The sequence below is a fragment of the Photorhabdus temperata genome, from assembly GCF_025384845.1.
GTDB lineage: Bacteria > Pseudomonadota > Gammaproteobacteria > Enterobacterales > Enterobacteriaceae > Photorhabdus > Photorhabdus temperata.
The window spans coordinates 1-13,614 of the sequence record NZ_JAJAFX010000053.1 but is presented as its reverse complement, the minus strand read 5'-3'; the positions used below and the strand labels follow the sequence as shown (position 1 = coordinate 13,614).

11 protein-coding genes, 1 tRNA gene and 1 other RNA gene are annotated in these 13,614 nt (G+C 42.2%); 4 read left to right on the top strand and 9 right to left on the bottom strand.

The window, feature by feature from the left end; translation table 11 throughout:
* The first annotated feature begins 162 nt into the window (after positions 1 to 162).
* The gene (locus tag LGZ99_RS18130) at positions 163 to 288 is read left to right on the top strand and encodes a hypothetical protein (RefSeq protein ID WP_021323256.1); all 126 of its coding nucleotides are present in this window, start codon (positions 163 to 165) and stop codon (positions 286 to 288) included.
* Between the two features lie 102 nt (positions 289 to 390).
* Here the strand turns inward: LGZ99_RS18130 and hutC are convergent, their stop codons facing one another.
* The 3 genes from hutC to hutI form a co-directional block, all read right to left on the bottom strand.
* Positions 391 to 1,122: a histidine utilization transcriptional repressor HutC gene (gene hutC, locus LGZ99_RS18125; protein WP_021323257.1), complete on the bottom strand. Its 732-nt coding sequence runs from the start codon at positions 1,120 to 1,122 to the stop codon at positions 391 to 393.
* 106 nt (positions 1,123 to 1,228) lie between these two features.
* Complete coding sequence (gene hutG / locus LGZ99_RS18120) at positions 1,229 to 2,185, bottom strand: formimidoylglutamase (RefSeq protein ID WP_036838264.1); 957 nt, start codon at positions 2,183 to 2,185, stop codon at positions 1,229 to 1,231.
* On the bottom strand, positions 2,182 to 3,441 hold the full coding sequence (gene hutI / locus LGZ99_RS18115) for an imidazolonepropionase (protein ID WP_036838262.1): 1,260 nt from the start codon (positions 3,439 to 3,441) through the stop codon (positions 2,182 to 2,184). Before hutI ends, hutG begins: the two co-directional genes overlap by 4 nt.
* Positions 3,442 to 3,677: 236 nt before the next feature.
* Here hutI and smrB point away from each other — a divergent pair, with 236 nt between their 5' ends.
* On the top strand, positions 3,678 to 4,220 hold the full coding sequence (gene smrB, locus LGZ99_RS18110) for an endonuclease SmrB (protein WP_031281161.1): 543 nt from the start codon (positions 3,678 to 3,680) through the stop codon (positions 4,218 to 4,220).
* 4 nt (positions 4,221 to 4,224) lie between these two features.
* Here smrB and sixA read toward each other — a convergent pair whose 3' ends face one another.
* From sixA to fadI, 3 genes are all read right to left on the bottom strand, one after another.
* Positions 4,225 to 4,707, bottom strand: coding sequence for a phosphohistidine phosphatase SixA (gene sixA, locus LGZ99_RS18105; RefSeq protein WP_021323261.1), 483 nt, complete (start codon positions 4,705 to 4,707; stop codon positions 4,225 to 4,227).
* A 277-nt stretch (positions 4,708 to 4,984) separates the two neighbouring features.
* Positions 4,985 to 7,168 (bottom strand): fatty acid oxidation complex subunit alpha FadJ, encoded by a 2,184-nt coding sequence (fadJ, locus tag LGZ99_RS18100; RefSeq protein ID WP_036838252.1) that lies wholly within the window; start codon positions 7,166 to 7,168, stop codon positions 4,985 to 4,987.
* A complete protein-coding gene (gene fadI / locus LGZ99_RS18095) occupies positions 7,168 to 8,478 on the bottom strand; it encodes an acetyl-CoA C-acyltransferase FadI (RefSeq protein WP_036838250.1) in 1,311 nt (436 codons plus the stop codon). Before fadI ends, fadJ begins: the two co-directional genes overlap by 1 nt.
* Before the next feature lie 670 nt (positions 8,479 to 9,148).
* Here fadI and fadL point away from each other — a divergent pair.
* Positions 9,149 to 10,459, top strand: a complete 1,311-nt coding sequence (fadL, locus tag LGZ99_RS18090; RefSeq protein ID WP_036838249.1) for a long-chain fatty acid transporter FadL — start codon at positions 9,149 to 9,151, stop codon at positions 10,457 to 10,459.
* A gap of 74 nt (positions 10,460 to 10,533) precedes the next feature.
* On the opposite strand, the gene mlaA is transcribed toward fadL, so the two are convergent.
* Positions 10,534 to 11,286 carry a phospholipid-binding lipoprotein MlaA gene (gene mlaA / locus LGZ99_RS18085; RefSeq protein WP_021323867.1) on the bottom strand — a complete coding sequence of 251 codons (753 nt, stop codon included), beginning with the start codon at positions 11,284 to 11,286 and terminating at the stop codon, positions 10,534 to 10,536.
* 188 nt (positions 11,287 to 11,474) lie between these two features.
* Here mlaA and LGZ99_RS18080 point away from each other — a divergent pair.
* Positions 11,475 to 11,549 (top strand) — tRNA-Arg (locus tag LGZ99_RS18080).
* 795 nt (positions 11,550 to 12,344) lie between these two features.
* Here the strand turns inward: LGZ99_RS18080 and glk are convergent.
* Complete coding sequence (gene glk / locus LGZ99_RS18075) at positions 12,345 to 13,310, bottom strand: glucokinase (RefSeq protein WP_036838248.1); 966 nt, start codon at positions 13,308 to 13,310, stop codon at positions 12,345 to 12,347.
* Between the two features lie 223 nt (positions 13,311 to 13,533).
* Positions 13,534 to 13,614, bottom strand: a non-coding RNA gene (locus LGZ99_RS18070) — RtT sRNA; the annotation flags it as partial.

The window sequence follows — 13,614 nt, the reverse complement described above, 5'->3', positions numbered from 1 at the left end:
AAGTCATGTTTTTGTTATTTTTGTGTTTATAATCACAAATTATTTACATTAAATTTACAAAAATATAATTTACATATGGAAAGATTTTGTCTGAATACAGACCAAGTTTGCTCCTTGTCTATAAAGGGTGGCAAATAAAAAGAACGGGGAGCAGTCACGTTGATGATGAAAGTATTAGCTGCTATCAGTGGGACGGATAAAATACGTGAAATCGCATTAATACATTATGAAGGTAACGATCTATGGGAACCCTATCAACTCATTCGGAAAAAAATCAGTTGTCAGTAAGGGAATAACCTAAAGCTTCAATAAATCATATAAATACGTCGATAGGTTTTAACTCTCTATCAAGGATAAATTGCCACAATAGTTTTCTTGTAAAAACAGTGACTATGAGCTGAAACGCCCTTTCAATTTATACCGATTACCGGGAAACAACAGCCTGGCACTGGAAACGGTGTAATGAGTCGACCAGGTTCGGCGGCTGATTAATAAACAAGGCGCACCCGATTCAATTTGCAGTAACTTGCAGGATCGGGGATCGCCGGCGATGGCTTCCACGATGTGTTCACCTTCCGTTAACGGTGCAATGATTGACAAATAATCGTGTGGCGTAAGTTTTGTGAAGTCTTGTTGCAAATAATCAGGAACCGCTTGAGCATTGACGTAACGATCTTCTATCTGAACAGGAATATCGTTTTCATAGTGGACAATAATCGACTGGTAAATCGGCGTACCCGCGATAATATCCAATTCAACAGCCTGTTTTACGTCAGCATTCAGCTCCGATAACTTGACTATTTTACAGCGATGCTGATGAGAACGGGCTGAGATCTCATCAGCAATGCTGTGAATTTCAAACAGTGCAGATTGCCCTTTCGGTTCAGCAACAAACGATCCCACCCCTTGTAGCCGCACTAATAGCCCTTCAGCGGTCAATTCACGTAAGGCACGGTTGGCAGTCATACGGCTACAGTTAAACTGTTTAACTAATTCAGCTTCTGATGGAACACGATCATTTGATTTCCATTCACCGGTATAGATTTTTTCGATGATGGACTGTTTCACTCTGGCATACAAAGGGGCAGGTTTGGCAAATGGCCCTGATAAGTGTGTCGTCACAATAAATTCCTTGCTGCTATAAAAATGTTAAGTGATTAATTACGTTCACTTTATCAGGCTATTTCCGCCAAATAAAACCGCACAATAGTATTGTTATTCTGGATAATCAATACCACCAATGTGCTAATTGCCAGGCAAGGCGTGCTGCTGCCTTTCCCCCGATTCCTTGGATATCAAATGTTGGATTGAGTTCTACCAAATCAGCCGCCTGTAATTTACCACTCTGGCAGATTGGCTGAATCAATTGCAGAAGACGCTCCAATGGTAGCCCCAGTGCCGCCGGCGCAGAGACTGCCGGCATCTGATAAGCAGGCAATACATCGAGATCGATTGTCATATAAATCAAATCAACTTGTTGGAGTGTATCTTGTATCTGCCGCTGTACTTTGTCCAGCATGGCTTCACTACATTGATTATCCCAAATAACCGTAACGTTTAAGCGGTTGGCTTCATCTACCAATGCCTGGGTATTAGACGCCAAACTTGCGCCAATACAAGTATAATGAAACTGACGTTGGTGTTGCTGGCAATATTCAGCAAGCTGACGAAAGGGTGTGCCGGAAGTCGGCTGCGGCGATCGCCGTAAGTCGAGATGAGCATCGAAGTTAATAATACCTATGCGCTGATGTGGGAAAGCATCATAAATTCCAACACCATGAGCAAAAGCGGTTTCATGTCCACCCCCCAACACCAGGGTACGCACATTTTGATGCTGGCATTGGGTAATTGCATCAGCCAGGGCTTGTTGAGCCTCACTCAATTGATTGGGATTAGCGCGAATACTTCCCAAATCCACCAATCTGTCATGCCCTGTATGGCTGGCCATATTGGCCAATGCCTTACGCAGATAATCAGGGCCTTGATTAGCGCCTGGCCTACCCTGATTAAGTTTTACCCCTTCATCACATTCAAACCCCAACAGAGCAATAGAGTGAGGAAATTCTTCCGGCGTAAAATACGGGGACAATTTAACTGTTTGAAAAAGCCGTAGTGCATTATCCGCTTCTGACAAATCATTTCGTCCTTGCCAAATAGTCGGTGAAGTGGCATGCCATAAATTCATTTGCTGCTCCTTATCTGCTGTATGTTGGAATGTGTAATATTTCCACGAAATACCCGGGTATTCAGTGGGTTATGGCCCAATTCATAGAAAATATCAACGGGATTTTCTGCATCCCAGACAATAAAATCGGCGTAAGCGCCTGCGCGCAGCTGTCCGTGACTCTTTTCCCGGCCTAATGCACGAGCGGCATGTCGGGTTACACCTAACCACGCCTCTTCCGGAGTCAATCCAAATTGGACGCATGCCATATTCATCGCCATACGCAGGGAAGCAAACGGGCTGGTTCCAGGATTAAAATCAGTAGATATTGCTATCGGCACATTAAATTGCCGTAATAAATCAACAGGTGGGCGTTGTATTTCCTGCAAAAAGTAGAAAGCACCAGGAAGCAAAACAGCGACTGTACCACTGCGGCTGAGAACCTCCACGCCTGCCTGATCCAGATATTCAATGTGATCAACGGAAAGGCCATGATAACGAGCGACCAATTTACTCCCGCCTAAATTGGACAGTTGTTCCACATGTCCTTTTATTGGAATATTCCAGCGTTCGGCCTCCTGAAAGAGCCGTTCGGTTTGCGCCAGATTAAACCCCACGCTTTCACAAAAAACATCTACAGCTTCGAATAGCTTTTTCTGCCAAAGCTGCGGCAGGATAACTTCACAAATCAGATTTATATAGGCATCAGGATTGTGCTTATATTCAGGCGGGCAAGTATGAGCGGCAAGCAAGGTCGGGCTAATTTCTATCGGATTATGCTGCGCCAGGTTTTGTGCGACCTGCAACAACTTTTCTTCGTTTTCCAGATTTAATCCATAACCCGATTTAATCTCAATAGTCGTTACGCCTTCGGCCATAAATGCAGCAAGACGCTGCTGTGCAGAGTGTTCAAGTTGCTCAAGAGAGCTGGTTCGAGTCGCAGAAACCGTCGCATTGATCCCCCCACCCTGAGCACTGAGTTCAGCATAAGACATACCGTTTAAACGCTGTTCCCATTCATAAGCCCGGTTACCACCAAAAACCAAGTGGGTGTGGCAATCGATTAAACCTGGAGTAATCAGACGTTGTTGGGCATCAATTACCTGACAGCGGTTTGTCTGTAATGTTGCTGTGGGCAAAATTGCTAAAATCTTGTCATTACGCACCAAAAGATCATGTTCTTTTAATAATCCGTAAGCTGCATTGATAGAAGGGTCCATTGTTGCCAATCTTGCATTACGCCAGATGACATCAGTATCACGCAGTTCTATTGCCATGATTAGCATCCTGTATTCGTCAGTACCTGATCAGTCAGGTTCTTAGTTGTATATACATTTATTTTCCAACTAACAATAATTGTCAAATTATTTTGCTGACTACCCGGATACATTTTCTTGTCAGCATTTTTAGGCCACAAACAAAGTAAAATCAGGTTTCATTTAATATAATCAGGTTCAATAGTTAAAAAGATGCAGTACACTTGTCACAAAATAGTTTGATTAACTGAGCAATGATGAAGAATAAATATTCCCTAAACGAGGAAGAGATTAGCTTGTTTAAAGAATCGGTAGCAGGAACCAAATGCATAAACCAGGATACTGTCTTACATCCTCCCAGAAGAAAAAAGACCAGCCATATTGCCACTGAGCGAATACAACAAGAACAAATTGATGCAAGCTATTATTTTTCTGATGAATTTCAGCCGAACCTTGATACAGAAGGCCCTACCCGTTACGTAAGGGAAGGTGCAAGTCATTATGAACTGAAAAAACTACGCCGGGGTGACTATTCACCAGAACTATTCCTTGATTTACACGGACTAACTCAAATGCAGGCCAAGCAGGAAATTGGGGCATTGATCGCGGCTTGCCGCCGTGAACATGTCTACTGCGCCTGCGTCATGCACGGCCACGGGAAACACATTCTCAAACAGCAAACCCCGCTATGGCTGGCCCAGCACCCAGATATCATTGCCTTCCACCAAGCACCGAAAGAATGGGGTGGCAACGCCTCATTATTGATACTTGTCGAACTTGATGATCCCATATATCGCTGAACTATCAGGCCTTTGCTGCCAATTGTGACGGACTGATTTGCCAGATAAGAGTTCCTTTGCCAGTTTGGTTGTCTAAATCCACACATGTGATTGCAGAAGTTGCAAACATCGGTGGTGTTTCTGCCGGACATAATTCAGCAACCAAATAGCCGACTAACGGTAAGTGGGAGACAACCAAAACAGCGTTATATCCTTGTTCAGCAAGAACCTGTAGATAACTGCTAACTGTAGCAGCATCACCTGATGGCGTTAATCCTGGCAACACTTCTTCACCATCCGGTAATGATAAGGATTTGCGAACAACCTGTAACGTCTGCTCAGCGCGAATATAAGGACTCACCAATACGAGACCAATCTGAGGCTCCTGCTGTGCTAACCAACGAGCCATTTCTTGTGATTCATTACAACCACGAGGAGTGAGTTGCCGGGCTGCGTCGCTGATTGCATCCAAAGCTGCGTCGCCATGACGCATAATAAAAACTTGCATAATCCACCGTATGAATGAGTTAGCGTAGCTATCTTACTGATAATAAATATCAGTAATCTAACCTGAGTTATACAATAAAAATTATTATCACAAAAACATTTCAGGTATGGTCAGCAGGCATTCTACTCAAAACAAAAACAAATAAAATGATTGAACAACAGCCCAATAGGTATTGCTTGAAATTCAAAGAGATCTTTTTTATGCAAAAATACTAAAGATGATTCCGGTACCTCAACGACACCGGAATCGATTTTTTCATAAATATAATAATAGGTTACTACGGATAGAAATTTTTATTCTGTTCAGCCATTTTCACTAAGTGATCACAAGGGACAAATCTATCTCCATGCTGACTTTCCAGCCTACGTAAAATCTCCACCACTCTGGCACAACCCAGACTATCGATATAGCGGAATGGACCACCAAAAAATGGTGGAAAACCAATGCCAAATACCGCACCAATATCACCATCACGCGGGCTTCTGACAATCCCTTCATCCAGGCAACGAACTGCTTCATTAAGCATCAGCATCACACAACGTTGAGCGATTTCTGAAGAGATCATACGCGACTCAGGTGTAATATTCAGCAAAGTATAAACTGAGCTATCAACTTTTTTGCTTCGCTTACCAAACTGCCAGAATTTTCTGACCTCTGATGTATACAAATAGAAGCCACGGCCATTTTTCCTGCCCTTACGACCATCTTTCAGTACCGCATCAAGAGATTCAGGTGCAGCAAAACGCGGCCCTAGCTGCTCTACCAGAATCGGCATAATTTTGGTGCCAACATCAATGCCGACTTCATCTAATAAATTGATCGGCCCGACCGGAAAACCAAAATTAACCAGTGCCTTATCTATATGATCAATCGGTTCTCCTTCTACCAGGCAATTCGCTGCTTCACTGATATAAGGCACAAGGATCCGGTTCACATAAAACCCAGCTTTATCACCAACCACGATAGCAGTTTTACCCTGTTTCTTTGCCAGAGCAACCGCGGTAGCAATCGTTTTTTCACTGGTTCCTTTATGTGGAATAACTTCCACCAAAGGCATTTTATCCACTGGACTAAAATAATGCAGACCAATAACCTGTTCTGGTCGTTGAGCTTTTTCTGCAATCTCATGGATAGGCAGTGAAGAGGTATTGGATGCAAATACAGTTTCTGGTTTAGCATTTGCTTCAATTTCCGCCACCATTTGCTGTTTCAGTGACAAATCCTCAAATACCGCCTCAACAACAATATCTGTCTGTTCGAAACCGCGATAATCCGTCGTTCCCGAAATCAGCATCATTTGTTGAGCACGCTCTGCCGGGCGTAATCGTTTTTGCTTCACCCGTTTAGACAATAAATCCCACGTGTACTTTAGTACCTGACTAATACCCTTTTCATTAATATCTTTGATACGCACCGGTAGTTTGCCACGGATGGTTGTCACATTCGCAATTCCCCCTCCCATCAAGCCACCACCTAATATACCAACACGTTCGATTTTCGCGGGTTTCTCTGATGAACCCGTTTCATTTTTCAGTGAAGTTGCAGCAAAAAACAGATTACGTAAAGCGGCAGATTCCCGTGTCATTGCCAGTTCACCGAATGCCGTTGCCTCGGCCCGTAAACCTTGGGTCATACCTTTCTCAAGACCTTCTTTGACAACAGCAATAATTCGCTCAGGAGCCGGATAGTGCCCACGAGTTTTCGCCAACGTCTTTTTGCGAACGATATTAAACAAAAAATACCTTCCCACCGGCCCAACTAACAATCGCTGTTGCCATGGCAAAGGTTTACGCACCGGAATGCCTTTTTTAACTTTTTCAACCGCGACTTCCAGCAAAATATCCAACGGCACCGCGTCATCCACCACACCGAGCCGCAATGCCTGTTTCGCCCGTAATTGCTTGCCTGTCAGAATGATATCCAGAGCTGAACTGACACCAATTAATCTTGGCAACCGCTGAGTGCCACCTGAACCCGGTAATAACCCAAGTTGAACTTCAGGTAATCCAAGACGGGTTTTATCATCCAGTGAACAAATACGCCAATGACATGCAAGCGCCAGTTCCAGACCGCCCCCTAAACAAGCACCATGAATCGCCGCCACAACAGGCAAAGGATAATTGGCTATTTGAGAAAACAGTTTCTGGCCCTTTTCAGCCAGATCTTGTGCCTCTTCTTTGGTTTTACACCCGGCGATCATGGAGATATCAGCACCGGCAATAAAGGTATCCGGCTTACCGGAAATCAAAATTAGTCCTTTAAGGCCGGAAGATTGTTGAGCTTGTTTGAAAACATGCAGAAATTGATCAACAAATTCTGCTTTCAGCGTATTTACCTTTTCTCCCGGAACATCAATAGTAATCACACCGATCTTGTCCGGCCTTATATCAAAACTGAAAACAGAAGCTGTCTGTTTTGCATCCGCAGTGATGGTTGCAGCGTCATGCTGAGACTGAGCCATTATTCCACCTCCAATACCATAGCTGTGCCCAACCCGCCAGCAGCACAAGCAGTCGTTAACCCCAATCCGCCGCCACGACGACGCAACTCATTCAATACCTGCGTCACCATACGAGCCCCTGTTGCTGCAAATGGGTGCCCATAAGCAATTGACCCACCCAAGACATTAAATTTATCCATGTCGACTTCACCAATTGCCTGAGCACGCCCTAATTTATTACGGGCAAATTCATCACTGGCAAACATTTTCAGGTTTGCCAGTGTCTGAGCAGCAAAGGCTTCATGCATATCAATTAAAGTCAGATCTTTCAGCGTGATACCTGCACGATCGAGCGCTATTGGCGTCGCGTATGACGGCCCCAGTAGCATATCCTGCCAGACATCAATTGCTGAGAATGCATAACTACGCAGATAACCAAGCGGTTTCATTCCCAACTCCCTTGCTACAGATTCACGCATCAATATGACTGCCGCTGCGCCATCTGTCAGCGGTGTACTGTTTGCGGCAGTGACAGTGCCGTACTTGCGGTCAAATGCCGGACGCAGCTTCGCATAGGAAGTTAATACGGAATTTGTACGAATATTGTTATCTTCACGCAATGCTTCACGATATGGCGGGAAATGAGCCGTCATGACTTCATCAACCAACAATCCCTGTTCCCAGGCTTTTGCTGCCAGAACATGGGATCGATGTGCCAATGCATCCTGATCTTCCCGGCTGATACGGTAAGTCTTCGCCATTTGTTCTGCGGTATCTCCCATACGCAGACCTGTAGAATATTCCGCTACCGCTGGAGATACAGGCAATAAATCACAAAATTTAAGGCGGCTAAGTAACTTAAGACGCTGTGATAAGGTTTTCGCCTTATTCATATCCACAAGAGTACGGGCCAAGGATTTAGTCACACCAATGGGCAGTACAGAAGAGGAATCCGCTCCACCAGCAATCCCGATATTCACCGTACCGGCCATAATGCTTTCAGCCACATTGGCTATCGCCTGAAAGCTGGTCGCACATGCACGGGATACACTGTAAGCATCAGTATTGACACTCAACCCAGCACCAAGAACGATTTCACGGGCAATATTTGGCGCTTCAGGCATTTGCACCACTTGTCCAAACACCAGTTGATCAATCTTTTCAGGGGGTAAACCACTCCTGACCACCAATTCGCTGACAACTGATTTACCCAAATCCACAGCCGGTATGCCGTGATACGATGTTGCCTGTTTAGCAAATGGAATACGTAGCCCGCTGACAATAGCGATACGATCACCTTGCTGTGTCACTTTTGTTAAAGGACGACTCATAACGGCTCCTGAAAGATTATCGTTAACTCAATCAAATTACTGAAAAAATCTTTTAATCGACCTGGACAGGTCTGACCTGATAGATCATTGTTAGCGTAATGTTTATAAATAGCAAACCTGAATAAACTAAAAATGAGAGGAAGCGCAACTTTAATTTATTTAATGGCTAAATAATTTCAATGCTTCTTAGAGCATGTTCGCAAGCGATAAAAAAGAAATAACAATAAGGAGGGACTCAGTAAAACACTCCGCTATTTATCCAAAACACGCAGCAGCAAGCTGCGGTTTCTTCTGCGCCATACCGGTTCATTACATCAGCCATATTTTCATTCCCCCAAGTATTAATAACCTATCTTAATATTTTATCCCTCTTACCACCGGAGAACCAGCGCCTACTCTACTATGAGTATATTTATCTCGTCGAAATCTGATCTCAAAAAGTCGTTTTTAAACGTTTTTATTAACACTCAAAATCATTTTTTTGTTAACTGAGTCGCGTTTTTGATATCAATTTGGTCATATTTTAAAAACATTCTTGCAACACCAACTGTTATCAGACCTATACTTCACGACTGGTCTGATTTGTCATCAAGACAAACCGACTCTACAATCCTGCGCTCCTTGCTAAGATAAGTGGCATAGTTAAATAATAAACAAGAGGGTTTTGGTCATGAACCAGAAAAACCTGTTCACCCGTTCAGCATTAGCGGTTGCAGTGGCTATAATCTCATCCAATGCTGGCGCTGCCGGTTTCCAGTTAAATGAATTTTCTACTTCGGCTTTGGGCCGGGCTTTTTCCGGGGAAGGAGTTGTTGCTGATAACGCGACTGTAGGCAGCCGTAACCCAGCAGCAATGACTCTGTTTGATCACCCATCGTTTTCTATTGGTGCCGTTTATATCAACCCAGATGTTGATATTACCGGTAAATCACCAATGACGGGTAAAAGTACCAACGCTAAAAACATTGCACCTACCGCATGGATACCTAATCTGCATTTTATTATGCCGATTGATGATCAATGGTTTGTTGGTACTTCAGTCACCACTAACTTTGGTCTGGCAACTGATTTTAGCAATAACTATGAAGCAGGCCCTATCGGCGGTAAAACTGATCTAACAACGTTGAACTTCAACCTGAGCGGTGCGTATCGACTGAACGATAACTTCAGCTTTGGTTTGGGACTGAACGCCGTTTATGCTGATGCGAAAATCGTCCGCCACGCGGGTATTCTGTCAAATAAACTGAACGGCCTAATAAAACCAACTGATGAGGTTGCTAATCTGTCAGGCAAAGATTGGGGCTATGGTTGGAATGCAGGCATCATGTACGAAGTGGATGAAAATAACCGCTACAGCCTGACTTACCGTTCTAAAGTTAAAGTTAAATTTAAAGACGGTGACTATAAAAATGATATACCTGTTGCGATAGGGAACAGAATAGGTTTACCTGCCACCGGCGGCCAAACTATTGGTGGTAAATTAGACCTGAATTTACCAGATATCTGGGAAGTTTCCGGTTACAACCGCGTAGCACCTAAATGGGCTATCCACTATAGCTTGGCATATACAGGCTGGAGTGAGTTTAGTGAACTGAAAGGTACCAGAAATAAAGACGGTTCAGTCCTGTTCAGTAAACATGAAGGTTTTAAAGATGCCTACCGGATTGCTTTAGGTACAACTTATTATCACGATGACAATTGGACATTCCGCACTGGCATCGCCTTTGATGACAGCCCGATTCCTGCTGAAAACCGTTCTATCTCTATTCCTGATCAGGACCGTTTCTGGTTGAGTGCTGGTGCAACTTACGCGTTTAACAAAGACATGTCTGTTGATGTAGGCGTTTCTTATATGCATGGTCAGAAAGTCACTGTTAAAGAGAAATTGTCTGAAAAACCTGATCCAACCAATAAGCCATATGAATTTGATGCGAAAGGTTCTGCCTGGTTATATGGTGTGAACTTCAACTACGCATTCTGATAATATGTAGCGCCTAAAAAAGGATAGCCTTGCTGCTATCCTTTTTTATTTATAGAGTTAAACCAGAAGCAACATCAATCAATACTGTCCAACTCATCCTGTAATGCCTCAGCATTCGGATTTTTCGTGGCTTCCAGTTTACCGTCACTTGCCATAAAATCATGGCCCTGGAAATAAGCTTCGCGCATCATCAGGTATGGATCTGATGAATTCTTCAACAAACCATCAGAATCCAGTAAACGAGCACGAGTTTCAATACCTTCAAATACCCATTTACCGGCTGACATCCAGATATTCAGATAACTTAGCATTGGATAAGTCATATCAGCCCAATTTCCCCCTTCATCACGTAGAGTGAAACTGCCATAGCCCGGCAATACGACATAAGGACCATATCCCACATCATAATAGCCCAGAGTACTACCAAAGCGTTTTGACTCTTCTTTTGCCAGCTTAGGGTTTGCCATAGTTGCAACATCAATCAACCCCGCCATCCCAAAAATGGTATTCAGGAAAAAACGATTAAAATGTTTCATTCCCTGATACGGATTACCACGTAAGAAACTGTTTACCATGCTAGCCGGCTCTTCGAGATTACTTAGAAAATTACCCAAACCATTTCGGGCAGGCATTGGTACATAATCGTGCCATACAACCGCGACCGGACGTAGAATATAAGGATCAAGAACATCATAATTAAAGTTGAACATTGTACGGTTAAAACCCTCCAGAGGGTCTGAACGCCCCTGCTCAACAGTATTAGATGAACTGGCACACCCCACCAACAATGCGGCGGTAAGAGCGATTCCGCCCAAACGATACGTCATAAATTTCTCCAAGTAATAACCTCTAGATCCGGCAAATCAATTTGTGCATTACCCACCGATGATCATCAACAGTATAAATATTACTGACAATTCAACTTGAATGGTACTCAATTTGAGTGGTTACTAAATAGGCAAACAGTTCATAACGCCTTATATTAGGAAAGAAAAGCAGTTATAATGCGGGTATTGTCCCCTTAGTTAAATGGATATAACAAGCCCCTCCTAAGGGCTAATTGCAGGTTCGATCCCTGCAGGGGACGCCAGAAAATGACTTCACCAACGTTAATACAGTCTGATTTTTTCTTTATAAATAATAAGATAGACTAAAAAATCATGTTCTTGGCATACATTCCAAATACAAGATTATATGAAAAGAGTATAACAGCATTCGGATTAAAATATAACCAATTCATATTAATAGAAACTTTATTTGAAGAATCTATAACCATATCCAATTTCTAATTATCCTGAAAGCACAAGTCAGTGTTACAGTGATATATAAATCAATAATATTTTCATATATAAATCAATATTTTCGTACCATAAATAAAATTTTTGCCATATAAAATATAATCTCGCATTTAAGATCTTGATATCCTTTTATAATTCTTTAATTAACCATATAATCAATAAAAAAATAAAAAAGACACTTTATTATATCATCATAAAAATATCTATTTACTGATTAATCCATTTATTAAAAAACACTAAAAACATAAACAAAATATTAATTTGTTATACTTTTCAATATGATATGTTTGTTTTAAGTGGTTACACACAATTATTTATTTGAAACAGATATCTATAACATTGCAATGAATTAATATATTTTCATTAGAATTAACAATATAATTCCATTTCAAATAATTAAGAAATTATTATATTTGTCAATATTAAGCAATATTACCTATGGTTTATTGTTGAAAATAAACCATAGGTAATATAAAAATATTTACGGAAAAATAGATATAATACAAAGTCATAATTTATATTTTCAGAGATTTTAGTCAGATATATACAATCATTATTTCCAATATGTATATATCTGCCTTTATAACTTAATCAATCAGTGAAAGTTTTTGCCGTAGATATGTCCCTGAGCCTAATAATCCAGGTTGCGGATGAGTAATCAGATAAACAGGAATCTGTTGTACTAATGTTTTAAAGCGCCCTTTATCCTCAAATCCATAAAGGAAATTCGATTGCTTAAAGAAATCAAAAAACCGCGGCACTATACCACCAGCGATATATACACCACCAAAAGCACCCATATTTAAAGCTAAATTCCCGCCAAATCGCCCCATAATTTCACAAAATAGTGCTAGGGCACGATGACAATATTGGCAACTTTCATCTAATGCCCGCTGCGTCACTATTTCGGGTTCTAAATCTTCCGGCTGACTCTGATCCAAAATTGCAATGGCCTGATAGAGATTCACTAATCCACTACCGGACAAGATTCTTTCTACCGAAACATGCCCCAGTTTGCGACGTAAAACAGCTAATATTGCATCTTGTTCTTCACTATTTGCCGCAAAATCTACATGGCCGCCTTCACCAGGTAAGCTAATCCATTGCTTGCCCGCTTTTATCAAATGAGCCACACCAAGGCCAGTTCCAGCACCATAAACAGCAATTGGTTTATCTTCAACCGCAGCTCCCCCTCCCAATTGAACTTTATGTTCCTCTGTCAGCATGGGGATAGCCATAGATACGGCAGTGAAATCATTAATAACATCTAATTTTTCTAGCCCAAGCGCCTGTTTCAGCTCACTAATAGAAAATGCCCATTGGTGGTTAGTCATTTCCACCCAATCACCATTTATCGGGCAGGCAATAGCGATACAAGCATAAGTTATTATTACTTTTTGCTCCGCCAAATAATGGCTGATAATAGACTCCAACCCAGCGTATTGTTTTGCACTATATGTTTTAATCTGGTCAATAGCCCCATCCTTCAAATTGCAAAGTGCTAATCTGGCATTCGTACCACCAATATCAGCCACGAGTCCGTAGAGATTCATTTTTATATCCTAATAATTAGCTAGCACAACAATTACGTAAAGCTTATCTCATCTGACATTATTGGTATAGGTGGTTTGGGCACGAATAGTTTGCACAATCGGGATATCACATATTAAAGATGATTTGCCAGGCCAGAACCTGCAACTAATGGATTAAAAGCTAACCGCGCTACCGACTGAGCTAACAAATACCTAAGGGAGTCTTTTGAATGAATATCTAAGATGGTGGGTCGTGCAGGATGACTCAGCCTACGGCCTCGCCCTTCGGGCCAACGCTTACGCGTTGTTGTCTCGCTTCGCTCGG